Source organism: Paenibacillus albiflavus (assembly GCF_004344915.1).
GTDB lineage: Bacteria > Bacillota > Bacilli > Paenibacillales > NBRC-103111 > Paenibacillus_AM > Paenibacillus_AM albiflavus.
This window is the reverse complement of record NZ_SKFG01000044.1, coordinates 1-25,152: the sequence shown is the minus strand read 5'-3', so window position 1 is coordinate 25,152 and position 25,152 is coordinate 1. Positions and strand designations below refer to the sequence as shown.

At 42.7% G+C, this 25,152-nt stretch carries 26 protein-coding genes and 1 riboswitch; of the genes, 23 read left to right on the top strand and 3 right to left on the bottom strand.

All coding sequences use genetic code 11. From position 1 onward, the window contains the following. Positions 1 to 10 precede the first annotated feature (10 nt). Genes yabA through rsmI form a run of 3 tightly spaced genes read left to right on the top strand, consistent with a single transcriptional unit; the run spans position 11 to position 2,043 of the window. Positions 11 to 349 (top strand): DNA replication initiation control protein YabA, encoded by a 339-nt coding sequence (gene yabA / locus E0485_RS23210; protein WP_132420443.1) that lies wholly within the window; start codon positions 11 to 13, stop codon positions 347 to 349. A 60-nt stretch (positions 350 to 409) separates the two neighbouring features. Then, positions 410 to 1,156 carry a tRNA1(Val) (adenine(37)-N6)-methyltransferase gene (locus E0485_RS23205; RefSeq protein WP_132420442.1) on the top strand — a complete coding sequence of 249 codons (747 nt, stop codon included), beginning with the start codon at positions 410 to 412 and terminating at the stop codon, positions 1,154 to 1,156. Beyond that, positions 1,153 to 2,043 carry a 16S rRNA (cytidine(1402)-2'-O)-methyltransferase gene (rsmI, locus tag E0485_RS23200; RefSeq protein ID WP_132420441.1) on the top strand — a complete coding sequence of 297 codons (891 nt, stop codon included), beginning with the start codon at positions 1,153 to 1,155 and terminating at the stop codon, positions 2,041 to 2,043. Before E0485_RS23205 ends, rsmI begins: the two co-directional genes overlap by 4 nt. A 126-nt stretch (positions 2,044 to 2,169) precedes the next feature. Here rsmI and E0485_RS23195 read toward each other — a convergent pair whose 3' ends face one another. Continuing rightward, positions 2,170 to 2,424, bottom strand: coding sequence for an AbrB/MazE/SpoVT family DNA-binding domain-containing protein (locus E0485_RS23195; RefSeq protein ID WP_132420440.1), 255 nt, complete (start codon positions 2,422 to 2,424; stop codon positions 2,170 to 2,172). 244 nt (positions 2,425 to 2,668) lie between these two features. Between E0485_RS23195 and E0485_RS23190 the strand changes: the two genes are divergently transcribed. From E0485_RS23190 to E0485_RS23180, 3 genes are read left to right on the top strand one after another with little or no spacing between them, the layout of a single operon-like run. Continuing rightward, entirely contained in the window at positions 2,669 to 3,916 is a 1,248-nt protein-coding gene (locus E0485_RS23190) for an HD domain-containing protein (RefSeq protein ID WP_132420439.1), read from the top strand. Beyond that, a complete protein-coding gene (locus E0485_RS23185; RefSeq protein ID WP_407944875.1) occupies positions 3,909 to 4,343 on the top strand; it encodes a DUF2500 domain-containing protein in 435 nt (144 codons plus the stop codon). The genes E0485_RS23190 and E0485_RS23185 overlap by 8 nt, the downstream gene beginning before the upstream one ends. 32 nt (positions 4,344 to 4,375) lie before the next feature. Then, positions 4,376 to 5,143, top strand: a complete 768-nt coding sequence (locus E0485_RS23180; RefSeq protein WP_132420438.1) for a TatD family hydrolase — start codon at positions 4,376 to 4,378, stop codon at positions 5,141 to 5,143. Positions 5,144 to 5,380: 237 nt separating this feature from the next. Here E0485_RS23180 and E0485_RS23175 read toward each other — a convergent pair whose 3' ends face one another. Further along, complete coding sequence (locus E0485_RS23175; protein ID WP_132420437.1) at positions 5,381 to 6,622, bottom strand: ABC transporter permease; 1,242 nt, start codon at positions 6,620 to 6,622, stop codon at positions 5,381 to 5,383. Further along, positions 6,619 to 7,383, bottom strand: coding sequence for an ABC transporter ATP-binding protein (locus E0485_RS23170; RefSeq protein WP_132420436.1), 765 nt, complete (start codon positions 7,381 to 7,383; stop codon positions 6,619 to 6,621). Before E0485_RS23170 ends, E0485_RS23175 begins: the two co-directional genes overlap by 4 nt. Before the next feature lie 280 nt (positions 7,384 to 7,663). Continuing rightward, positions 7,664 to 7,913, top strand: a riboswitch (cyclic di-AMP (ydaO/yuaA leader). 192 nt (positions 7,914 to 8,105) lie between these two features. On the opposite strand from E0485_RS23170, the gene E0485_RS23165 reads away from it, so the two are divergent. The 17 genes from E0485_RS23165 to E0485_RS23085 form a co-directional block, all read left to right on the top strand. Continuing rightward, positions 8,106 to 9,239 carry a 3D domain-containing protein gene (locus tag E0485_RS23165; RefSeq protein ID WP_132420435.1) on the top strand — a complete coding sequence of 378 codons (1,134 nt, stop codon included), beginning with the start codon at positions 8,106 to 8,108 and terminating at the stop codon, positions 9,237 to 9,239. 108 nt (positions 9,240 to 9,347) lie between these two features. Beyond that, positions 9,348 to 9,893, top strand: coding sequence for a ribonuclease M5 (gene rnmV / locus E0485_RS23160; RefSeq protein ID WP_132420434.1), 546 nt, complete (start codon positions 9,348 to 9,350; stop codon positions 9,891 to 9,893). After that, positions 9,894 to 10,814: a 16S rRNA (adenine(1518)-N(6)/adenine(1519)-N(6))-dimethyltransferase RsmA gene (rsmA, locus tag E0485_RS23155; RefSeq protein WP_132420433.1), complete on the top strand. Its 921-nt coding sequence runs from the start codon at positions 9,894 to 9,896 to the stop codon at positions 10,812 to 10,814. A gap of 49 nt (positions 10,815 to 10,863) precedes the next feature. Next, positions 10,864 to 11,745, top strand: a complete 882-nt coding sequence (yabG, locus tag E0485_RS23150) for a sporulation peptidase YabG (RefSeq protein WP_132420432.1) — start codon at positions 10,864 to 10,866, stop codon at positions 11,743 to 11,745. A 120-nt stretch (positions 11,746 to 11,865) separates the two neighbouring features. Then, positions 11,866 to 12,597, top strand: coding sequence for a hypothetical protein (locus E0485_RS23145; protein ID WP_132420431.1), 732 nt, complete (start codon positions 11,866 to 11,868; stop codon positions 12,595 to 12,597). 241 nt (positions 12,598 to 12,838) lie between these two features. Next, positions 12,839 to 13,114 carry a biofilm formation stimulator Veg gene (veg, locus tag E0485_RS23140; RefSeq protein WP_132420430.1) on the top strand — a complete coding sequence of 92 codons (276 nt, stop codon included), beginning with the start codon at positions 12,839 to 12,841 and terminating at the stop codon, positions 13,112 to 13,114. A gap of 162 nt (positions 13,115 to 13,276) precedes the next feature. Further along, positions 13,277 to 13,453, top strand: coding sequence for a small, acid-soluble spore protein, alpha/beta type (locus E0485_RS23135; RefSeq protein ID WP_132420429.1), 177 nt, complete (start codon positions 13,277 to 13,279; stop codon positions 13,451 to 13,453). 150 nt (positions 13,454 to 13,603) lie between these two features. Further along, positions 13,604 to 14,458 carry a 4-(cytidine 5'-diphospho)-2-C-methyl-D-erythritol kinase gene (ispE, locus tag E0485_RS23130; RefSeq protein ID WP_132420428.1) on the top strand — a complete coding sequence of 285 codons (855 nt, stop codon included), beginning with the start codon at positions 13,604 to 13,606 and terminating at the stop codon, positions 14,456 to 14,458. 157 nt (positions 14,459 to 14,615) lie between these two features. Continuing rightward, a complete protein-coding gene (purR, locus tag E0485_RS23125; protein WP_132420427.1) occupies positions 14,616 to 15,437 on the top strand; it encodes a pur operon repressor in 822 nt (273 codons plus the stop codon). 199 nt (positions 15,438 to 15,636) lie between these two features. Continuing rightward, positions 15,637 to 15,876, top strand: a complete 240-nt coding sequence (locus tag E0485_RS23120; protein WP_132420426.1) for a septation protein SpoVG family protein — start codon at positions 15,637 to 15,639, stop codon at positions 15,874 to 15,876. A 122-nt stretch (positions 15,877 to 15,998) separates the two neighbouring features. Continuing rightward, entirely contained in the window at positions 15,999 to 17,384 is a 1,386-nt protein-coding gene (glmU, locus tag E0485_RS23115; RefSeq protein WP_132420425.1) for a bifunctional UDP-N-acetylglucosamine diphosphorylase/glucosamine-1-phosphate N-acetyltransferase GlmU, read from the top strand. 24 nt (positions 17,385 to 17,408) lie between these two features. Further along, complete coding sequence (gene pth, locus E0485_RS23110) at positions 17,409 to 17,969, top strand: aminoacyl-tRNA hydrolase (protein ID WP_132420424.1); 561 nt, start codon at positions 17,409 to 17,411, stop codon at positions 17,967 to 17,969. Between the two features lie 121 nt (positions 17,970 to 18,090). Further along, positions 18,091 to 18,321: an anti-sigma-F factor Fin family protein gene (locus E0485_RS23105; protein WP_132420423.1), complete on the top strand. Its 231-nt coding sequence runs from the start codon at positions 18,091 to 18,093 to the stop codon at positions 18,319 to 18,321. A gap of 22 nt (positions 18,322 to 18,343) precedes the next feature. Beyond that, a complete protein-coding gene (gene mfd, locus E0485_RS23100; RefSeq protein ID WP_132420422.1) occupies positions 18,344 to 21,865 on the top strand; it encodes a transcription-repair coupling factor in 3,522 nt (1,173 codons plus the stop codon). After that, entirely contained in the window at positions 21,852 to 22,913 is a 1,062-nt protein-coding gene (locus tag E0485_RS23095) for a peptidylprolyl isomerase (protein ID WP_132420421.1), read from the top strand. The genes mfd and E0485_RS23095 overlap by 14 nt, the downstream gene beginning before the upstream one ends. A gap of 203 nt (positions 22,914 to 23,116) precedes the next feature. Further along, complete coding sequence (spoVT, locus tag E0485_RS23090) at positions 23,117 to 23,659, top strand: stage V sporulation protein T (protein ID WP_132420420.1); 543 nt, start codon at positions 23,117 to 23,119, stop codon at positions 23,657 to 23,659. A gap of 162 nt (positions 23,660 to 23,821) precedes the next feature. Further along, the coding region (locus E0485_RS23085) for a putative polysaccharide biosynthesis protein (RefSeq protein ID WP_132420419.1) at positions 23,822 to 25,152 on the top strand (1,331 nt) is incomplete at its 3' end.

Genomic DNA, 25,152 nt, shown 5'->3' with positions numbered 1-25,152 from the left:
AGGTGAGAAAGTGGAGAAACAAGATGTTTTTGCGCAAATCCATCAACTAGAAGAGCAGATGGGTACTGCATATGCAGATTTAAGTTCTTTGAAGAAGCAAATCGTCCTGTTGCTTGAAGAGAATCAGCGGCTCGTGGTAGAAAATAGGCAATTACGTAAGCTCCTTAAAGAAGGGGATTACGCTCATGCAGAGGATGATATCAAAGAATCGGTTCATTCCGTCGTTGGAGAAGGACACGATAATTTGGCAAGATTGTATCAAGAGGGCTTTCATATCTGCAATGTTTATTACGGACACCTTCGGACTGAAGGAGATTGTTTATTTTGTTTATCATTTCTCAAGAAGTAACCGTAGACGCGTTCTACGGTTTTTTCTATGAAACAAGCGATGGCGGGGTTATAACATCAGATGGTTGAACTTAATAAGGATGAGCGGATCGACGATCTGCTTACACATGGACTATATATTATTCAAAGTGATGAGGTATTCTCATTCTCCCTTGATGCTGTACTTCTAGGGAGATTTGCTCCAGCACCGCCAAAGGGCAGAATTATCGATTTGTGCTCTGGCAATGGCGTAATTCCTATGCTACTAGCGACAAGAACAAAGGCGCAGATCGATGCTGTCGAGATTCAAGAACGTCTTTATCACATGGCTAATCGCAGTGTAGCGATGAATAAGCTGGAACATCAGATTCGGATGATTCATGGTGATTTACGTGATATTCATTTGAAGCTTGGACAAGGTGGCTATGATGTAGTTACGGTGAATCCGCCATATATGCCAGTGCCAGCAGGTGAGCAGAATATGAATCCGCACTTTGCAGCAGCCAGACATGAAATTCATAGCACACTTGAAGATGTGATTGTAGCGTCAGGACGATTGCTTCGCAATCGCGGCAAGCTGGCGATGGTTCATCGTGCAGGACGATTTGTGGATATTTGTTACATGATGCGGCAGTATCGAATAGAGCCTAAGCGAGTGCGCTTTGTCCATTCGAGACAAGATGAAGAAGCATCTATGGTCCTCATCGAAGCAATGAAAGAAGGCAAACCAGGTCTAAGAATAGAATCACCACTTATTGTATTTAATGATAAGAATGAATACTGTCCTGAACTGATGGAGGTATTCTATGGAAAGAAGGGATCGATATGATTTCACAAAAAAGTTATGAAACGACCAATCGATCTGGCAAGCTATATTTAGTAGGTACTCCGATCGGTAATTTGGAGGATATGACTTATCGAGCAGTACGTATTCTGCAAGAAGCAGATTTGATTGCGGCAGAGGATACAAGACAGACAAGGAAGTTGCTTACACATTTCGAAATTTCAACAAGGCTTGTATCTTATCATGATCATAACAAGAATAATTCAGGACCTGAGCTAGTGCGCTTGATGCGTGAAGAAGGGCTTGTAATAGCGCTAGTTAGTGACGCTGGTCTTCCAGCGATTTCAGATCCGGGATATGAACTGGTATGTCTGGCTGCAGAAGAAGATATTCCTGTCATTCCTATTCCTGGTGCGAATGCGGCATTATCTGCATTAATTGCTTCTGGTTTACCTACTCGACAGTTTACCTTCATTGGATTTTTACCACGAGATCGCAAGTCGATTGTTAAGGAGCTCGAGAGATTGAAATCTAAGCAGGAAACACTGCTATTCTATGAATCACCGCATCGAGTAAACAAGACATTGGCGTTTATGCTGGAAGTGTGGGGAGATCGTAAAATTTGTTTAGCGCGGGAGCTGACGAAGCGACACGAGGAATTAACACGTGGAACGATAGAGGAATGTCTTGCCTATACAGAAGAGAATCCGCCGCTTGGTGAATACTGCATAGTGGTTGAACCTGCGGGTGAAGAGGCACGGAATGAGGGCGAGCAAGCTGCACTCAATTGGTGGGAATCCCTTACACTAGAAGCGCATGTAGAGCATTATGTAGATCAGGCTATGAATAAGAAAGAAGCAATTAAGCAGGTAGCAATAGATCGGGGTCTTCCCAAGAGAGAAGTATATAATGAAGTGATGAAGCAGGATTAGCTGTCGTTATAAAAAAAGTATCCCATGTCCGTGGATTATAGGCCAAGGATATGGGATATAAAGGAGTATGAAAAAGGTTAGAATTACCTAATGGAATATTGCTAATAACATTATAACCTATTTTTCTTAATTTGTCACAGGTGTAGGCATCTCAGATAAACAAATATGGCAAACAATTTTTCCTTTGAAATATGTAACATTCTCTGCATTACCACAGAAAATACAAGCAGGCTCATATTTCTTAAGCATAATGCGTTCGCCATCAACATAAATTTCAAGCGCATCCTTCTCGCCGATACCTAGTGTGCGACGCAATTCAATTGGAATTACAACACGACCAAGTTCATCGACTTTTCTTACAATACCAGTAGACTTCATCATATGTAGGATCCTCCCCAAGCTTTGAATATGTAAATCGTCATTATTCGACATTCTTTTCATATTTATGATACCAACGATTCCCAAAATAGTCAACCACTTTTTGATAGATTTAAGTTTAGTTGCTAGAACATGAAAAAACAGTTTAAACTAATTAAAAGATCAAAAAATGGGAGAAAAAGAGCGATATAATCGACATTCTGTTAACGATTTGTCGAATATTATCGTATAAGTGAGGTGTGATGCTATGAAAGAAGAAAAAGTTTTTAAAGACCCAGTTCATCAATATATTTATGTGCAAGATGAGGTCATTTGGAGATTAATTAACTCAAAGGAATTCCAACGTTTGCGTCGAATCAGGCAGCTGGGTACATCCTATTTAACCTTCCATGGTGCAGAACATAGCCGTTTTGCTCATTCACTCGGTGTCTATGAGATCACTCGTAATATTATCGCACAATTTGATCGTAATCAATATGTAGATTTTCCCCAGGAAGAAAAATTACTGTGTTTATGCGCTGCACTTTTGCATGATATCGGCCATGGTCCTTTTTCTCATTCCATCGAAAAGGTTCTTGGATTTAATCACGAGGATTGGACTTGTCGAATGATTCTCGGAGACACAGAAGTGAATAGTATATTATCCAGTGTACATACAGATCTCCCCCACAAAGTGGCGAGTGTAATTTCCAAAACGTATCCAAAGGAAATTGTGGTTTCTTTAGTGACTAGTCAACTCGATGCGGATCGGATGGATTATTTGCTACGAGATGCCTATTTTACAGGTGTGAACTACGGAAAATTCGATTTAGAACGAATCCTGAGGGTGCTTCGTCCGTATAAAGAACATATCGTGGTCAAAGAAAGCGGCATGCATGCGATTGAAGATTATTTGATGTCACGCTATCATATGTATTGGCAAGTTTATTTCCATCCCGTGACCCGAAGCGCAGAGCTGCTGCTTAGCCAAATTTTCAGTCGTGCTCGGCATCTTTATTTGGATTCCTTTTCATTCGGCTTTATGCTAGAACCACTCGAGAAGCTATTGGCACAGCAATTGACCGTTCAAGACTATCATCTATTAGATGAATCGCTCATGCAGACGGTAATGATGTGCTGGACTAAGGAGCGGGATGGCATTTTGGCAGACTTATGTAATCGATTCTTAAATCGAAGGCTATTCAAATATGTGACTACAGAATCGCGTGAGGAAATGGAAGATGTGTTCGGTAGGATGACAAGACAGGCAATCGATTATGGGTATGATCCTACATATTATATAGGAAGAGATTTTCCTTCGAACATGTCGTACGATATTTATCGTCCTGGGGCAACGAATAATTTGCCTATTCTATTACTTAACGAACATGAAGAGCTTATTGAAATTTCAGAGCAATCCGACATCGTTCGCTCGATCGCGAGGATGCGGCAAGGGAAGCATCGTATTTATTTTCCAGAGGAAGTCAGAACAATCAGGGGGATCAATAATGAATAATATAGACTTTGCGTTTCCGGGATTTGATAATGACCCATTCGACAGAGGATTTAGTATGATTAGTGTCATGGGTACGATATTCCCCATAATATTTGTCGTTGTTGCAGGTATTGTTATATTTGTACTTATTAAAGGAATTATGCAGTGGAACTCTAATAATCAGCAGCCTGTGCTATCTGTAGCAGCTAAAGTGGTAAGTAAACGGACAGATGTTCGCAAGCATACTCATCAACATGAAAATCATCAATCGATTGGTTCCTCTACCTACTATTATGTAACCTTTGAGGTCGAGAGTGGAGATCGGATGGAGCTCGCGATGAGCGGCAATGAGTTTGGTATGCTGGCAGAAGGTGATTATGGGAAGCTGACTTTTCAAGGGACAAGATACAAGGGATTTGACAGGGACCATTCAACAGGGGGATACTAATCCTATTAGATTATCTAATGAAGGAGAACATCATGCTAACAGACACACATACACATTTGAATGCAGAGCAGTTCGATGAAGATCGGGAACAGGTTATAGAGCGTGCACTTGCTGCTGGTGTGACAAGAATGGTCAATGTAGGATTTAATCGTGAGACGATTCCGTCATCCATAGAGCTTGCTGAGCGTTATGATTTTATTTATTCAACAGTTGGCTGGCATCCTGTAGATGCAATTGATATGCAGCCTGGAGATCTGGAATGGATTGAATCGTTGTGCAAGCATGAGAAGGTTGTTGCTATTGGTGAGATCGGATTGGATTATCATTGGGATAAATCGCCTAAGGATGTACAAGATCGTGTATTTAGGGAACAAATCCGTTTGGCTCGTAAATTAGGGATGCCAATTGTGATTCATAATCGCGATGCGCATCATGATATATTGCAGGTCTTGCGTGAAGAGAAAGCAGCTGAGGTTGGTGGTATTATGCATTGCTTCTCAGGCTCATGGGAGACAGCTAAGCAATGTCTGGATATGAACTTCTATATTTCATTCGGTGGTCCAGTTACGTTTAAGAATGCGAAGCAACCGAAGGAAGTATTAGCACAGGTTCCCCTGGATCGACTCTTAATTGAGACGGATTCACCTTATTTAACACCGCATCCATATCGGGGCAAAAGAAATGAGACATCCTATGTTCGACTAGTGGCTGAAACTGCTGCAGAAATCCGCGGTATGAGCTTAGAAGAGCTGGCCAAGATCACGACAGACAATGCGATCAAATTATTCGGATTAAAATAAAGGCTCAAAACAATTATAAGTGCTTAACAAATAGCGAAAGGAGCGGAGAGTTCGGAATCGTTCTGGAGAAGCGTTAGCGGTCGCCTTTGTCAGCGAATTTCTACCTTTTAATGGTTAATCTGATCAGGAAATTTGGTGACAACAGCGATCGTAAGAATGATCCGTACTCGCAGTGGCACTACGCAGGTGTTAAGTACTTATTTTAGTGTTGAGCCAAACAAAGAGGACATGCCTTCCTTAATCGGAGAGCATGTCCTTTGTCCATTTATGGTGCAAATTTAGGCGGAAGTACAGCACGCAAAGCAGCAACATGATAATAGGAGCAACTGCATATAACGGATTTGCTGTACGCAGCAAGAGCGTAAGTGCAAATAGGATTGCTTGAGCAGTTAATGCAGTCTGCATGATCGCAAGAACAGCGCCGACTTGCTTCGTAACGGGAATCGGGTACATTTGGAGCCAAAATGTGTACCGATGAGTGTCACGCAGTGTAGTCAACTGTAAGGCAGAAATAAATGCTCCGATAACGAGAATCGCTGTGCGTACACCATCACTCGAAACGACGATTGCAATAAAGAAGGCTGCGATTGTCGTGCGAAGGAACATGCTGAACAAATCAGTTCTTAGCCATGTTTTGGTGAATAAGTATAAATGCGTATTCGACGAATGAAAACGATACATATTCGTTATTAATGAAAGAATTCCTCGCTTGCGAACAGTGGGTGGCAGTGGCGTTACATCGATGAACATCGCAAAGAATCGATAATGGCGTCTACGGCTTGTTTGCTCACGCTCGATCAGTGTCTCCCAGCCCGTCGTATGCTGACGAATAAGCCGAAGTGCGATGATCCAGCATAACGCTACTATAATAAGAAGCAATGCAGCCCACATGACACCGTATATAAAAGCGATTGGGATCATCGCTAATGCCGCTATCCAGCGAAATAGGGCAGAAAGCTGTCTTGCTTGCCTGCTCACCAGTTTGCTTTCTTGCCAATTCGACAAGAGCACTGCCCACTTGGCTAGTAGCAGTAGGCCGATAACGAGCCATATGGGTTGAGCTTCGGCACCTTTACAATGCAAGTACAAGGGCCATACCGCAAGCAGCCCGAATATCAAGCGTATCGAATGGATGGTCATACTGTATCGAAACGCTAGACGAAAATACCCGCTTAATTGTCCCTCAAGAGGTAGCAGAAACATACGATCGGGTTGAACGATAAATGTACGTATCGAACCCATAGCTAGAAGTGGTACAAGTACAAGCATGACGATCCACCAATAGGGATAATCGGTAGGTAAATCTCCTAGCACTTTGACATAATAATAAATTCCTACTATTAATAGAAGAAACATGTATCCTACAAAGTTGCTTCGGAGTACATACGCCCAGTAGCCAAGCGCTTCTTTATTAAAAATTGCTTTTCTTTGCCGCCAGATTTGAGTGGCCTGTTCGGTCGTATCTCGCTTCATGTTCATAATGGGTTCCTCGTATCAGCCTGGGTTATATATTGATGGAACATATCGTCGAGTGATGTGTTCTCATGAGGGTCAATGTCTAAACCTGCTTGCAGCTCTGCCAAGGTACCTTGTCCAATCACTTGTCCATTATGAAGAATGACGAATCGATCACAATATTTCTCGATTGTTGAGAGAATGTGAGAAGAGATTAGGAAGGAAGCTCCATTCTTTCTTAAATTCGACATCGTTTCCAGCAAGGATCGCATGGCAAGTGGATCTAGTCCGAGAAAAGGCTCGTCAATGATATATAAAGGTGGTTCTACGAGAAATGCATTCATAATCATCACCTTTTGCTTCATTCCCTTGGATAGTTGTGAAGGCATATGATCAGCCTTCTCCTGCATTCTGAACTCCTTTAACAATCGCTCAGAACGATTCGTATAATCCTCCTTGGAAATCCCATAGGCCATGGCAGTTAATTCTAGATGCTCACGGACCGTTAATTCGTTATACAGCTCTGGATTTTCAGGGACATAAGCATAAGATGAACGATATTTTTCCATTTGCTCGCTAAGCTGCATATCATTGATCGTGATCTTACCTTGCTGTGGAATCATAAGCCCAAGAATATGCTTAATTGTGGTGCTTTTTCCAGCTCCATTGAGTCCAATTAAGCCAACCATTTCTCCTTTACGTAATGAAATATTAACATCCTTAAGTACTGGCTTTTTGGGTAAATATCCACCGAATAATTGTTCGATTTGTAAAATATTGGACAAAACCTTCACCTGCTTTTTAATTTGTATTTTTTAATAAATTTAGGTTTCGATTTCCAGTTTTTTCTTCTTCATTTTCGTCCAATTTCTCATAAAATAGTAACATTACCCATTAAAAATGGCAAAAAAATGAGCTATCATGAGAAAAACACGGAACTTATTAAAATTATCGCAGCTTAAATCAATAATTTTCATGATTTTCCCTAAATACGGGTTTGATTCGTCCTTTACAGCTAGTGGAGTATCGTCGTACTATTTCAACATACAAGTAAATAGGCTCACCAATTTCAAATCGCTGAATCTCCAAATTTGGAGAATGGGGGAACCGCTGTTAACAACATAGATCGAATTAATTATAGTCTTAACAAGAGACTTAAGGAATGATTAATTCGAACTCTGATTGATGCAGGAATAAATGGGGTGAATCTTTAGAATAGTGAGTGGGATTGTTTCCACAATCACTCACCTACTAAAGTAGGGCAACTCTTGCCCGAATCCGTCAGCTAACCTCGTAAGCGTAAGAGATAGGGAATTGTCGTCAGGTCTTTTATAATTTAGCCATGCTAAAGACCGCGAGAAGCATTCTCTTCTCCAGGTCTTTTTTTGTTGCGCAAAAATCACATCAGGTTATTGGTGACCGAACGACTGTATAAATTTATAAGTCGCGTCAATACATTTAAGACATAATATTAAGGCGGCGAGGCTTTGACAGGAGGACCGAAGAAATGGGACAGATCTCAGAAGAAGAGACCCATGTAGAGCGATCATCCAGCACAACCTTCGCAATGCGATGGAAGCATGAAAATTTAAGGTATGTTTTTCTTCCTGCAATTTTTACATGCGTAATTATTATGATGTTTATGGTGCTGATGTATGGAACTGCAACTAAGCGTATATACGTAGTTGTGAACGGAAAAGAAACTGTTGTCGAGACACAACAATGGGAAGTAAATCGCCTGCTGGATGAACAAGCTATTACGATGGGTGCATACGACAAAATCAATTTACCGCTAGATTCTAAGCTTAAGGATGGAGATCGAGTTGTTATTGATTATGCACAACCATTCCAGTTAACAGCTGACGGGAAGACAGAGACTAAATATACGACTGCCAAGACGGTATCTTCTGCGCTGCAAGAATATCAAGTTGAACTTGGTAAAGAGGATAAGATCGTTCCAAGTTTAGCGTCGGCGCTGACGCCTAACTCGCAAATCAAGATTGTTCGCGTACAGAAGGTAGAGCAAGATGTGACGGAAGAAATTCCTTATGACACAGTCAAGCAAGATGATGCCAAGCTTGCGAAAGGCAAGCAAGAGATTGTGCAAGAAGGCAAAGAAGGCGTTCTACTTAAGCAGATTGTCAAAGTATATGAGGATGGCGTTCTCGTAGCAGAGAATTTGCTTGATCAGACAATTCAAGAGCCAAGTGTCAATAAAATTGTTGCGGTTGGAACTAAGAGCGAAGTTGTTACGCTAAGTCTCAAAGATAAGCCAGATCAAAAGTTAAGTAAGGGCGATATTAATTTTAACTACAAAGAAATTCTTAATAATGTTTCATTGACTGCCTATACGGCTGATGGCGGTGGTAAGGCTAAAGATGATCCCCATTATGGTTATACGGCATCTGGTACAAAGGTCACAGAGGGTCGGACGATCGCAGTGGATCCTAAGCTGATTCCGCTTGGCTGGTGGGTATATATCGATGGCATTGGTTTCCGTCGTGCAGAAGATACAGGCGGGGCGATTAAAGGCAAGACCATTGACGTTTATTACGAAGATGAAGATTATGTCAATCGTTTTGGCCGTAAGCGTGGATATACGGTTTACGTAATTGGACCGAAGAAACCAGTCGTAGATTAATCATGCCTTAGGTGGGCAAACTGTCGAACAATATGTTAATATATAATTATTCATGGAGAAGGGGATACCCCTTCTCTTTTTAAGTGATCTAGAGGCGGGCTAAACGTTATGATAAAGGAAATTATTGTTGTAGAGGGCAAGGATGATACAACAGCAATTAGACGAGCTGTAGAGGCGGATACCATTGAAACAGGTGGTTCTGCAATTAACCGTAAAGTACTCCAGCGCATTAGCTTGGCACAAGAACGTAGAGGGGTTATTGTTTTTACGGACCCCGATCATGCAGGTGAACGTATTCGCAAAATTATTTCGGCAAAGGTTCCTGGCTGCAAGCATGCTTTTCTGACACAAGAGCAAGCTTTATATAAGGACGACATCGGTGTTGAGAACGCCTCCCCTGAGGCGATTCGAAGTGCTCTAGCGAATGTTAGGACAGAATATGATGGGGCAGTTGCCGAACTAACGATTGAGGATCTCATTCAGGCAGGTATGCTGAGTCATCCGCAAGCTGCAGCTAGAAGGCTTGAAGTGGGTAATATACTTGGCATTGGCTATTGTAACGGTAAACAATTCTATAAACGTTGTACAGCGTTTCAAATCTCACGTGAGGAGTTTGAAGCCGCTGTTGAACAACTGGAGCAAAGAGGGCTATAAATGAGCAAAGATCAATTAAGAGATGCAATCCAGATGGAAGAAGCGATTGGAAATCCCAAACGTACGAATCAAGTACTCAAAAAGCATGGGCTCGTACTCAAAAAGAGCTTGGGTCAGAACTTTTTGACAGATGTTAATATACTACGGAAGATTGTGAGCGCAGCAGAACTTACCAAAGACAAAGCTGTGCTTGAAATCGGTCCGGGGATTGGAGCGCTCACTCAGCCGCTGGCTAAAGAGGCAGGCAAGGTAGTCGCACTTGAAATCGACCAAAGACTACTACCGATTCTGTCGGAAACTTTAGAACCCTATCCTCATGCAAGTGTGATTCATGGAGATGTGCTTAAACAGGATTTGCATGCCTTGTTTAAGGAACAGTTCCAGGATGCTTCAGAGGTCAGTGTAGTGGCGAATTTGCCGTATTATATTACAACACCGATTATTATGCGTCTCTTGGAAGAGAAGCTTCCGCTGGAGCATATTGTGGTCATGACACAGAAAGAGGTCGCAGAACGCATGTCAGCCCCTCCTGGAGGCAAAGATTACGGCTCGTTATCCATCGCGGTTCAGTACTATTGTGATACCGAGATCGTGACCATCGTTCCTCGCGGTGTGTTTGTTCCACCACCTAACGTGGACTCCGCTGTCATTAAGCTGACACTTCGTGGTGAGCCGCCTGTACAGGTAGATGATGAAGCGTTCTTCTTTGAAGTCGTACAAGCTGCCTTCGCACAGCGTCGCAAAACAATCTATAACAATTTGGGCGCTCGGTTCTTCTCGAAGGAGAATAAGAAGCAGGCTGAAATTATATTGCTTGAGAGCGGCATCGATCCTTCAAGACGCGCAGAAACGGTATCTATTCCTGAGTATGCAGTGCTTAGTCGAAACTTGAAGAAATATTTAAATGAACTAAAAGGATAGGCACTTCACATCCCTTCTCGCCATACGATAGACGAGGAGGGATGCTGCTATGAAGCAAGGCGATTTGGTTACACGTAAATCATACGGTGGAGATATCGTATTTCGCATACAACGGATAGAGCAAGATCGAGCTATATTGTGTGGAGTGGAGTATCGTTTATTGGCAGATGCTCCCTTTACTGATCTTGTCCCTCTCAATGGTGCAGAGGATGTAGATTCACCTCGTTACTATGCACATCAAGCCGTACACTCCATGCGAAGGCTGGTGCAGGATCGGATTCGTCTCCATGAAAAAAGTCCGTATGCAAGTATTAACAAGGGTCAGGCAGGCAGTTATTATTTTGAAGTACCTGGAACTGTGCTGCATTTAGACGGCGATCCTATGTATTTGCGCAAGTGCATGACGTTGTACGAAGAAATGCGCATACCTGCCCATGGCTTCTATATGCAAGAGAGTCAGATGGCAGATTCCTTAAGACGACTGCTGCCAACAATCAAGCCGAATATTGTCGTAATTACAGGACATGATGGCTTCGTGAAAAATCGTAGGGATATGGATGTTATGTCTCTAAGCAGCTACAAAAATTCCTCTCATTTCGTTCGTGCAGTTGAAGTTGCAAGAGAATACGAACGTAATCGGGATTCATTGACCGTTATCGCGGGTGCTTGTCAGTCCCATTTTGAGGCCTTGCTGCAAGCTGGCGCTAATTTTGCATCGTCACCTGCACGTGTGCTGATTCATGCGCTGGACCCGTTGTTAATTGCATCCAAAATGTCTTTTAGCTCTGTTAAAGAAACCGTTTCGATGATTGATTTAATGGAGTCGACTGTAACGGGATTAGAGGGGATGGGTGGAGTTGAGACGAAAGGCAGTTACCGAATGGGGCTTCCTCGTTTGGAAAAAATAGAAATGCCAAATTCTCCAGCTTGACAATAATAAGACAAATTCTAAGAATTTATACCATAATTAGGCATGTTCTGATATATTTAGTATAGTCGTGGATTGAAGTCCATCAGAGATTATTTTAAATGTAAAGGAGTGCCTTTAATTATGTCATTTTGTCCAAATTGCGGTGCTAAGCTTCAAGAAGGTCAGCCGCATGCGTGTTCTGAAGCTGCTGCAGCAGTCTCAACGGCACCATATGAACCAAGAACAGCATCGCCATCTGAGAAGGGAATGCCATCTGAAGCACACAAATCTACAGCGAACAATCTAGACACTGATGTATTTATCAAAATCTTCAGTAATCCTATGCAAGCCAGTCAATATGGTCAGGATAAACTGTTATACGGAATCATTGGATTATGTGCCACTGTGATCGCCTATACAATATTGGGTTGGGCAACAAATCGAATCTCATCAATGGAATTTTTAGGTATGGATTTTGGAAGACTTATTAACAAAGCATCTATATTCCTGCTTATTTTCAAGTCCTACTTTATAGGCGGCATTCTTAAGGTAGCCTTGTTTGTAGGAGCGTTTGGACTTTTTGGAAATATGCTAGGCAAACGCAAAATAAGCTTTGCGGAGATCGTAGCTAAATTTGGCTCAGTTCAGATCTTAACCGCGGGAGGTTTCCTTGTTGCGGCGATCTTAGGTTTGCTTTCCTATGACTTAGGATATATGATCCGAAATTTAACGATGGGATTAACTTTGGTCATTACGTCACTAATTGCGTTCGATGTGTTCGAAGTTGAAATGAAGGATCGCTACAAGCTTCTCGTATTTGCGATCGGTACATACGTAATCGTAAGTCAAATTCTCAGTATGTTGTTGTCATAAAAAGGTATAAATCAAATGATCAAAAACCGTACATAGAATAGCTATGTGCGGTTTTTTCGTATGGTGATTTCATGAAAATGTATAAATTTTGCGAAAAACGCAAAATCTATCCCGTATAAATGTTCAAAATCGTGAGATCCCCCGTTGACAACCTGATTTATGAATTGATATAATAATTAATTTTGGTTGACAATATGGGCTTGTTTGGATATAATTTATATGGAAAGAGGTGGTAGTCCCAATGGCGAGAAATGCACTTTTGGAGATTAAACGTAGTTTAGAGCCTCATGTTGGTCAGAAGATTATGCTCCGTGCGAACGGTGGCCGTCGCAAGACAATTGAACGATCAGGGGTATTAGAAGAGACTTACCCTTCTGTTTTCATCGTTAAGCTCGATCAGGAACAGGAATCGTTCAAACGAGTATCTTACAGCTACGCCGATATTTTAACGGATTCTGTACAAGTCACCGTATGTAACAATGACGGAGAAGTCAGAATCACTTATATTCAAACATAACCCATTCATACAGCAGCCCTTCGGGGCTGTTTTTTGCCTGTTTATAGGATCTCTTATATCGGATAGAACACTTGGGATTGGAACAAACTATGCCTGAAATCAGGAACATCATTATGAGGGTCTTGATTCCTTGTGGTTCCAATCATAAAGGAGGTGCACACCATGAGTCGCAGACGAAGTGTGATGTCGGAGAAATTCAAATATGAGCTGGCAAAAGATTTAGGCTTCTATGATACGGTTCAACAGGAAGGTTGGGGCGGCATTAAGACGAAGGATGCTGGCAACATGGTTAAACGTGCTATTCAAATTGCAGAGCAGCACGCATCCAAACAATCTTAAAGCGGAGTGTTTATGTTTGATAGCTAAAGCTCGCTGATGCGGGTTTTAGCTATTTTTCCTGATCAGATAAGCCATTAGAGGGTAGTAAAGTTGTTTCTTCTTGCAGCCTTTTGGTATAATGAATCGGTAAATACATAAGTAGGTGATTCCGTGAAAGTGTTCGAGAAAGCTCCAGCCAAAATCAACCTATCACTTGATGTACTCTATAAGCGGCCAGATGGTTATCATGAAGTTGAAATGATTATGACGATGGTGGATCTAGCGGATCGGATTGAAATGCAAGAATTGCCACGTGATACGATCATGATCTCCTCACAGGCTGGATATATTCCTCTCGATGAGAAGAATCTTGCCTTTCAAGCTGCTAGGCTCATTAAAGATCGATATGGTGTTAAACAAGGTGTATATATACATTTGAATAAGAATATCCCTGTAGCCGCAGGGCTTGCAGGTGGTAGCAGCGATGCGGCAGCTACACTGCGTGGTCTCAATCGGCTGTGGAATCTTAACATTTCAGTTCCTGAGCTGCAGCGTTTAGGTGCTGAGCTTGGTTCTGATGTTCCGTATTGCATTACAGGCGGGACGGCTATAGCCAGAGGTAGGGGAGAGAAGCTTGAGCCCATCAAGAACTCATTCCAATCATGGGTCATATTGGCGAAGCCACCGATTAATGTGTCGACCGCACAGGTTTATGGTAGACTTCAAGCAGGAGCGATTAAGAAGCATCCTAATACGAAGCAGCTCGTAGAGGCGATTCAAGGCAAGCAATTTGATAAGCTCTGCAATGGCTTGTGCAATGTTCTAGAGGAAGTGACCCTGGACTTATACCCAGAGGTTAAACATATCAAAGACTGTATGCAGAAGCTGGGTGCCGAAGGGGTGCTTATGTCTGGCTCTGGGCCAACTGTATTTGGTCTCGTTTCGAAGGAATCCAAAGTTGCGCGGATTTACAACGGACTTCGGGGTTTTTGTAAAGATGTATATGTCGTGAGAATGTTGACTTAAATACTTAAGTCAACTTTTTTTATGGAGAAATTACCTTGTATAATAATTGAATGAATTCGAAATACATTGTTATATTATAGATATTGGGTCAAAACTTGTGCCAAACCGTACAAAAGTGTATATTTTCTATATAATATTCGGAATTGGGGGTCTGTTCATGAAAAAATTGAAGAGAAGTTCGAGACTGGTGGAAATGACCCATTATTTATTGTCTCGTCCTCATCAATTGATCCCACTTACAACCTTTGCTGAACGTTACAACTCTGCAAAGTCATCGATTAGCGAAGATCTCGTGATCATTAAAGAGGTAGTGGAGCAAGAAGGAATTGGTGAACTTAACACCGTAGCTGGAGCGGCCGGTGGAGTTAAATATATGCCTAAGATGAGTGAGCAAGCCGCGATTGCATTCGTGGAGTCCATATGCGAAGAGCTGCGGCAGCCTGATCGGATTTTGCCAGGTGGCTATTTGTATATGTCTGATATACTTGGACAACCATCGATCTTGAACGAAATTGGTAGAATGTTTGCTACCGTATTTGCAAATTGCGAAGCAGATTGCATTATGACCGTGGAGACCAAGGGGATTCCGCTTGCGCATGCAACGGCTTCTTTCTTGAATCTGCCTGTCATTATCGTAAGAAGCGATAACAAAGTGACAGAAGGTTCAGCTGTATCCATCAATTATGTATCTGGTTCGAATAAACGCATTCAGACGATGTCTCTATCCAGACGTGCCTTGAAGGAAGAATCGAAGGTACTTATTATTGACGATTTCATGCGAGCTGGTGGAACGATTCAGGGAATGAAGGATTTATTAAAAGAATTTAACGCATCCGTTAGCGGTGTTGGTGTGTTTGTGGAATCCGGGGAAGTGGATGATTTGCTAATTGAGGATTATGTTTCCTTGGCTAAGCTATCTGGAGTTGATTCCAAAACCAAGCAAGTGATTGTAGGACCAGGGAGTTATTTTCAGCAATGAAATAAAAATGATAGGCATTCAGATTTATGACAAAACAGTGTCGAATAATGTCTCATAATAGCCGAAATTTGTAAAATGTGATCAAATTTATTGCTAATTTAAAATTTTTTAAAAATTATAGAGGTCATTAAGAAGGAATTTGCATTGTGATGTTGAATTATACTCCCAAGTCCTGCGATGGAAAAAGGTGGTGAGCACAATGCAAATTACAGATGTTAGACTTCGCCGAGTCAATTCAGAAGGTAGAATGAAAGCGATTGCTTCTATTACGATTGACAATGAATTCGTTGCTATGCCTAGCAAACGCACACCAGACGGTGAGTTCAGAGACATTGCCCATCCGATTTCTTCCACTACTCGTGAGAAGATTCAAGCGGCAGTGCTAGCTGAGTACGACCGTGCAGCTGCGGAAGAAGAAGTTATCGAGGAAGGCGCGTAGTACCTGATTACAATGATTTAAAGTGAGAGTCCCAAACGGGGCTCTCTTTTCTTTTAAGCCGAATTAAGATATATTGATTGAGAAAAGAAACTGAGTTCGTGATTTGTAAAGGAGTGATTAGTTTGAACTTATATGCTGTTGTACTTGCAGCGGGACAAGGCAAACGTATGAATTCCAAGCTGTTTAAGGTGCTTCATCCTGTTTGCGGTAAACCAATGGTAGGGCATGTGATTGACACGCTTGAAGAGATAAATGTAAATCGTACAGTGGTCATTGTAGGCCATGGTGTAGAGACGGTTAAAGGATATCTAGGTACAAAGGTAGAGTATGCATTACAAGAGCAGCAGTTAGGTACTGGGCATGCAGTACTGCAAGCAAAGCCAGCTTTAAGTAATGAACAGGGATTAACTATTGTAATCTACGGAGATACGCCGCTTGTAAAGGCGCAAACCTTAAATAAAATGATAGAACAGCATCGTGCATCAGGTGCAGTTATTACGATGCTCACCGCTAAACTTGACAATCCATTCGGTTATGGCCGAATTATTCGTAATAGCGAAGGACATGTAGCCAAAATTGTAGAGCAGAAGGATTGCTCACAAGCAGAAGCGCATGTGAATGAAATCAACGCGGGAACATATGTGTTCGATAATCAGAAACTATTTGCTGCGCTCGATTTAGTAGGCAATAACAACTCGCAAGGTGAATATTATTTGACAGATGTGATTGATATTCTAAAAGGCGAAGGGCATATCGTTGAAGCTTACTGCACAGATGACTCTAATGAATCTTTAGGTGTGAATGATCGTCTTCAACTTGCTGAAGCAGAACGTTGTATGCAGGCAAGAATTAACCGCGTTCATATGACGAACGGTGTTACGATGATCGACCCTGGGCAGACTTATATCGAGAAGGGTGTTCAGATTGGCTCTGACTCGGTACTATTCCCTGGTACCATTCTTCGCGGTAACACAGTGATTGGTGAGGGTTGTGAAATCGGGCCAAATACCGAAATCTACAATTCTCAAGTCGGTGATGAAGTTATTATCAAGAATGCAGTCGTGCAAGCAGCTGTTGTCGATAATGGTGCAAGTATCGGGCCATTCGCTTATGTGCGTCCAGGCTCTCGAATTGGCAAGAGCGTCAAAATTGGCGATTTTGTAGAAATCAAGAACGCTACAATTGGCGATGGATCCAAAGTATCGCATCTAAGCTATATTGGAGATGCAAATATCGGCAGCGGGGTTAACTTTGGCTGTGGAGCAATTACGGTTAACTATGATGGATTTAATAAAAGTTTAACTGAGGTTGGTGATGATGTATTCATCGGCTCAAATGTGAACCTGATTGCCCCTGTTTCAATTGGTAAAGGTGCCTATGTAGTAGCGGGTTCAACGATTACACATAACGTGAAAGAAGGCGACCTAGCTATTGCAAGAGAGCGTCAGACGAACAAGGAAGGCTATGCTGATATTATTCGCAGGAAGATGAAAGCGAAGAAACAATAGCAGAAGCTTGGGAGGATTCGGCAAGTGAAACTGTTTGTTGGACTTGGTAATCCTGGATCGCAATACGCACGAACCAGGCATAATATAGGCTTTATGGGAATAGATCAATTTGCAGAGAAACATGGCTTTCGCAGCTTCCAGAATAAGTGCAAGGGATTATTAGCTGAAGGCAATGTGAATGGTACGAAAGTCTATTTACTAAAGCCGATGACTTATATGAACTTATCAGGAGAGTCTGTACGCGCGTTGATGGATTTCTATAAAATAGATGTGAAGGACATGATTGTTCTGTATGATGATCTGGATACGGAGTACGGTAAAATTAGGCTTCGCTATCAAGGCAGCAGTGGTGGACATAATGGCATTAAATCCTTGATTCAGCATACGGGTACACAAATTTTTGATCGTATACGAATTGGGATTTCTCGTCCTCAGCCTGGCAGAGATATTGCAGATTATGTTTTGTCTGGTTTTAGCAAAGATGAAGTTGCTGCAATGCCGCCGATTCTGGATCGTGTTGTGGACGCAATGGAAGATGCTTTAAGTAATGATTTTGAGAAGACGATGGCCAAATTTAATTCGTAGCCCTAAGATTTGCTTGAAAATTGATGAATGAAACTTAGAAGTCCATGCCTATTTTTTGAGAAAAAGGCCATACTAGAAATTAGATGGTTTTGATTTTCTTGATTAAGGGGGCATGGCATTCATGTCTGTAGTATATACTTGTAGACACTGTCAGATGGCGATCGGGCGAATTGAACAATCTCATGTGACGGAGGATCAATTGGGCTTTCATTTCTTGACCCCCGAAGAACGTAGAGATATAATATCGTATGACTTGGAAGGTAATGTAACTGTAAGGGTTATTTGCGATTTTTGTAAGGAGGCTTTGGACATTCATCCGGAGCTTTCTTTGCTTAGTAATCCTTTGCAATAATATGGGCGGGGTGTGAAATAGTTTGCAATCGTTGATACAAGCCTTTTTAGCGGACAGGGACTTTCAATCCGTCGTAGCAGGCGTCAAGTCTGATATGAAGGAACAATTAATAGCAGGGTTAGCGGGTTCTTCACGACAAGTGATGATCGCCTCTCTATTTATTGAGTCAAAACGTCCTTTGTTCGTTATTACACATAATATGTTCGCAGCTCAAAAGATAGCTGAAGATCTAGCTGAGTGTGTGTCGGATGAACATGTATTGCTATACCCGGCGCAAGAGTTAATGGCAGCGGAAGCAGCTATCGCGTCGCCAGAAATATTGGCAAGACGTATTGATGTGCTTACGAAGCTCGCTGGTGGATATCGTGGGATTATCGTTGCTCCTTATGCCGGAGTTCGTAGACTGCTTCCTATCAAAGAGGTATTCACAGCTTCTCATATTACACTTAGAGTAGGCGACACCTTACGGATGGATGAATTTCTTGGCCGAATGACAGAGTTGGGATATGAACGCGTCGAACGTGTTGAGTCTAAGGGAGAATTGAGTGTTCGTGGTGGGATTATTGACTTCTATCCGATTACATCCTCTTCAGCGTTTCGAATTGAGTTGTTTGATGATGAGGTTGATTCGATCCGTTCATTCGATGTAAGCGACCAGCGATCCACGGAGAAATTCAACTCTATCAGGATTTCGCCATGCAGAGAAATATTAGCAGACAAGAGACGACTAGAATCTACGGCTGTGGGCGCATATGAACTATTGCAAGCTCAGCTCGAAAAAATGTCCGATCGCAAAGCGAAAGATAAGCTGCTAGAAGGTATTGGTCATGATATTGAATTGATGCGCGAAGGCGTATCCTTCCCAGGAATCTATCAATACATTTCTCTGCTTTATCCAGAGCGACACACTTTATTTGATTACCTCGCTAAAGATACCGTACTTCTCGTAGATGAGCCTGGACGACTGCTCGAAACTGCCAAGCAGTTGGAGCGTGATGAGGCTGAATGGATGACACATTCCTTACAGGAAGGCAAAAGCCTGCCTGCTCTTGTGCTGTCCAAATCTTATGAAACGTTGCTGCATCGTAAGGCATTCCCTACTATCTATTCATCCCTATTCTTACGTCAGGTGCCGCAAACGGTACCACAGAATATCGTGAGCTTCACTTGCCGTGCTATGCAGAATTTCCATGGACAGATGAATTTGCTTAAGACCGAAATGGAACGTTGGAAAAAGACAGGCAGCAAAGTCATGCTGATTGCTTCAGGCGAAGAACGTATGGATCGTGTTCGTCGTGTGCTTGATGATTACGATATAGATACGCCGCTTATCATTAATGGTAATTTGCAGGCAGGCTTTGAGCTCCCATCCTTGCACCTTGTCGTTATTACCGAAGGCGAAATGTTCACACAGAAGCAGCGCAAAGCACGCAAAGTAGATAAGAAGCTGGAGAATGCGGAACGGATCAAAAACTACCAAGAGCTCAAAATCGGTGATTATGTCGTCCATGTGAATCATGGGATCGGTAAATTCGTTGGGATTGGGACACTTGTGGTTGGAGGCATTCATAAAGATTATCTGCACATTCTGTATGCGGGTGGAGATAAGCTGTCTGTTCCGATTGAACAAATCGATCTCGTACAGAAATATGTAGGTTCTGAGGATAAAGAGCCTAAAGTTTATAAACTCGGCGGAGCTGATTGGAATCGGGTTAAGAGTAAGGCACAATCATCCGTTAAAGATATTGCGGATGAATTGATTAAGCTGTATGCGCAGCGTCAATCTACTACTGGTTATGGCTTCTCCAAGGATAGCGCTTATCAGAATGAATTTGAAAGCTTGTTCCCTTATGATGAGACGCATGATCAGCTGCGTGCGATTGAAGAGATTAAGGTGGATATGGAAACGCCAAGACCGATGGATCGATTGCTGTGCGGCGATGTTGGTTATGGGAAGACAGAGGTTGCGATTCGTGCGGCATTCAAAGCTGCAATTGAGGGCAAACAGGTTGCAGTGCTTGTCCCAACAACCATTCTGGCTCAGCAGCATTACGAGACATTCAAGGAGCGGTTCTCCGGATTTCCGTTTGAGATCCAGACGCTTAGCAGATTCCGCTCCAAGAAAGAACAGACCGAGACGATTAAAGGTGTCAAAAAAGGGACGGTCGATGTGGTCATTGGAACACATCGTATACTCTCGCAAGACATTGTATTTAAAGACTTGGGTCTGCTCATTGTCGATGAGGAGCAGCGCTTTGGCGTGTCGCACAAAGAGAAACTTAAGCGTCTGAAAGCGAATGTTGACGTCTTGACACTAACGGCGACGCCAATTCCAAGAACACTTCATATGTCCATGCTTGGCGTTCGCGATCTATCTGTTATTGAGACACCGCCAGAGAATCGATTCCCTGTGCAGACTTATGTGGTTGAGCATAGCGCTGCCTTAACTCGTGAAGCCATTGAACGTGAGCTTGCGAGAGAAGGGCAAGTCTATTATCTGTTTAACCGTGTACAAGGCATTACACAGATGGCAGATCAAATATCTGCGCTTGTTCCTGACGCTAGAGTGGCGATTGCGCACGGTCAGATGGGAGAACAGGAACTGGAGAAAACCATCCTTGACTTCCTGGATGGCGAGTTCGACGTGCTTGTTTCGACAAGCATTATTGAAACAGGGGTAGATATTCCGAATGTGAATACTTTAATCGTACATGATGCGGATAAAATGGGACTTTCGCAGCTTTATCAGCTGCGAGGACGCGTAGGGCGTTCCAATCGAATCGCCTATGCCTATTTTACGTTCCAACGGGATAAGGTACTAACTGAGGTTGCCGAGAAGCGTCTGCAATCCATTAAAGAATTTACAGAGCTTGGCTCCGGTTTCAAAATTGCGATGAGAGATTTAGCGATCCGTGGAGCGGGTAATTTGCTTGGAGCAGAGCAGCATGGCTTCATTGCATCGGTTGGTTTTGACTTGTATTCTCAGATGCTTGCCGATGAGATTGCGAAACAAAAAGAAGCGATGAATGGCGCGGCGCCAGTTGAACGTCAGGAGATCAATATGCTCATCGAAATTAGTCTCGACGCATATTTGCCTTCGGACTATATCTATGATAGCATGCAGAAGATAGAGATTTATAAGAAGGTAGCGGCAATTCGTTCTTTGGAAGAGGCTTCAGACCTATATGATGAACTTGTCGACCGATTTGGAAATCCACCGCAAGCGGTTATGAATTTGATGACAATCGCTAGACTTAAAACCTATGGTTCAGAATATCAGATTGAATCGATGTCTCAAAAAGGCGATGACTTTATTCTGGAAGTACATGCCGATCAGAATAGCAGAATCGATGGCCAAAAATTATTTGAGATTGCAGGGGCTTATGGCAATCGAATCCGCTTAACTGCCGGAACGCAATTAGTCATAACCTTCCGATGCAAAGGACTACAGCCAGAACAATCATTAGAATTAATTGAGCAGTTTCTGCAAAAATATAAAGACGCGCTAAAAGTGAAGGGAGATTTGCATAATGTTTCAAAGTAAGCAGAGCAGATGGGTAATTGCTTTAATTGCAGTCATTATGGCTGTATCCGTACTAGGCGGATGTGGAAAATCTAATAAAGTGCTTGCAACTTACAAAGATAATAGCGAAGTAACACAAGCAGAGTTCGATACCTTCTTAAATGTTAACGGGGCGCTTAATCCCCAGTATAAACAAGTGATGGATGATCCAACTATCCGTAACTATATGCTTGAGCAGTATATTGGTTATAAAATGCTTGCTGCCCGTGCTGATGATGCGATGAAAGCAGAAGCTGACAAACTAGTCAATACGCAAATGGAACAGATTAAGCTATTCTTAGGCGCTCAAGAAGGCGGCCTTGATAAGCAATTGAAAGATAACAAGATCAAGCTTGAAGATATTGAGAACTTGATGAAATGGTCTTTCTATTCGGTTGCTGTTGAAGAAAAAGAAATCACAGATGAGCAAATTAAAGCAGAGTATGATAATATGCTCACTGAGGACAAGCACTATTTTGACGTAACAACCGTTCGTCACATCCTTATTGGAGTTAAAGATACAGTCAAAGATCCAACAGGTAAAACGGATCTTCGTACATTTGACGAAGCACTTGCAAGAGCGAAAGAAGTTGAAGATAAGCTCAAAGCAGGTGGAGATTTTGATGCATTAGCCAAAGAATATTCAGATGACCCGGGATCCAAAGATAAAGGTGGCAAGTACGAGAACCTTAATTATGGCGACATGAATAATATGGTGCCAGAATGGAAGGACGCGGCTATGAGTCTTCCTGTTGGTCAGCTTAGCGGGCCAGTCAAAACCGATTATGGTTATCATATTATTCGTGTAGACAGCCGCAAAGTGAGTACGGTAGATGAGATGAAAGATTCTATTCGTTCTGGTCTAGCACAGATGAAGGTTCAGGATTTTGTTGAGAAGGAAGTGCCTGGACTTATTCTAACGAACAATCTACCATCACCAACACCTGAGCCTAGTGCGACTCCAGCTGCTAGCACGACTCCAGCCCCAGCGACTGAGTCTCCAGCACCTACAGCAACTCCAAATCCTTAAGGTGAAATCTTGATTTGAGATCCAGGACGCAAAATTGATTGCGTCCTGCTTTTGATGAAGGGCTACATAAGCTGCTATTTCCATTGGTAAAGTACATTGCATAAGAACTTGGGAACTGATGAATACTATGGTTAAATTTGATTGATCACTAATAATGTTATTTAAGTCCAGTCAACATCCTTGGAAAGTGAGGCAACATGTTTATGAAAGCAACTGGAATAGTTCGTCGTATAGACGATTTGGGAAGAGTGGTTATACCGAAAGAAATTAGACGTACATTGAGAATTCGCGAAGGGGATCCTTTAGAAATTTTCGTAGATCGTGACGGCGAGGTTATTCTTAAGAAATACTCGCCAATTGGTGAGTTAGGTGACTTTGCTAAGGAATATGCCGAGTCTTTATATGAAGGCACTGGACATATGACAATGATCTCTGACCGTGATACCATCATAGCAATTGCAGGCGGCTCCAAGAAAGACTACCTGGAGAAACAGATTGGCAACATTATCGAGTCCAGCATGGAAAATCGTAAAGTGCAAATCGAAACGAACAGTGGACAATATGAAATCTGCAAAGATGTTGCAGATACGTATAGTTCATTCGTTATAGCTCCGATTGTTGCAGGCGGAGACCCAATTGGTACCGTTATTCTTGTAACTAAAGAAGAAAACACTAAGATGGGTGTTATGGAATCCAAAATGGCTGAAACCGCTGCTGCATTCCTTGCTAAGCAAATGGAGCAGTAGAATATAGAGCAAATGTGAGCTTCTTTACTTAAGACCGTCATGATCTGAGTAATGGAGCTTTTTTTGTGTCTCTTATAGCGAAAGGAATGATCCGTCCTCGCAGGGGGCACTACGCAGATGTTATAATGAGTTCATGCTAAGAGCTAGGGAGAGAACAAGGCAATGGCTCAATCCAATCATACAAATGAGCTTAAGGGGAATAGTGAAGATACAGCGGGCTCAAGTACAAGCACTGGCACAATCAAGGCAGCAGTGGGCTCGTCCAAGCTGCTTAAGGGCGCAGCTATTTTGAGTCTTGCTGCTGTTATTTCGAAGTTGATCGGCACAATGCAAAAAATACCGCTACAGAATATTGCGGGTGATGAAGTATTTGGGCTCTACAATGCGACATATCCTTTTTATTTATTCCTAATCTTCCTTGCGACTGCAGGTATTCCAACGGCAATTGCACTGCTCGTTGCTGAGAGAGCAGCAGAGGGTGATCATTTGGGAGCACGTCTTGTCACGAAGGCTTCTGTATGGGTGATGCTAGCATCGGGGTTGTTGTTTTTTGGGTTCATGTACTTCGGTGCTGATCTGTTAGCACGATTCATTGGCGTTGCAGGCACAGCCTCTTCTTTGCGGAGTATTGCATGGGCAATGATCCTTGTTCCTGTGATGTCAGCGCTCAGAGGACATTTTCAAGGTTATCAGGACATGATACCTTCAGCAGTCTCGCAGGTTGTCGAACAGATTGTACGGGTTGCGATGATGGTTGTTCTCTTGCTATGGCTCGTTCATCTTCAAGCTTCACCAGAAAGGATAGCTGCTGGCGCATTATTCGGCTCTGTCGCAGGAGCGGCAGCAGGCCTGCTCATTATTCTTTATGCTTGGTATAAATGGTCGAGACGTATTAGGAAAGATGAAGAGCACAATAACAAACATAAGCCTTCTGTTGGTCGCAGCCCATTGCAGGCAGAACATACAGGCGCGCTTATTCGTCGCATTGTGCGAATCGCGATTCCGATTTGTCTAGGCACGATAACTGTGCCATTATTGAATATGGTCGATACCTTTACGATGCCGCGTTTATTACATACGGTTCATCTGAATACAGAAGAGGCGATGCGTCAATTTGGCTTGTTCAATCATGGACAGCCGCTTGTCCAGCTTGTATCGATGATTGCTGCTTCTGTAGGAGCAGCAATCGTCCCTGCGCTGTCCGAAGCGAGCGGGAACGCTACGCTCGCTAGGTCAAGGGCACAGGCTGCCATGCAAGCAGCCTGGCTGATCGGTTTGCCTTCCGCAGCAGGGCTCGCATTGACGGCTCAGCCTGTCAATGTGATGCTCTTCACGGATGCGGAAGGCTCGTTCACGATGGCGGTGCTGGGCATCACCGCCTTATTCAGCACGCTGGCGGTTATATCCACCAGCGTGCTCAACGGGCTCGGCGAGATCCGCGGTCCCGCCGTCGCCATGCTTGCTGCCGTTGCCGTTAAGATCATCGGCAACGT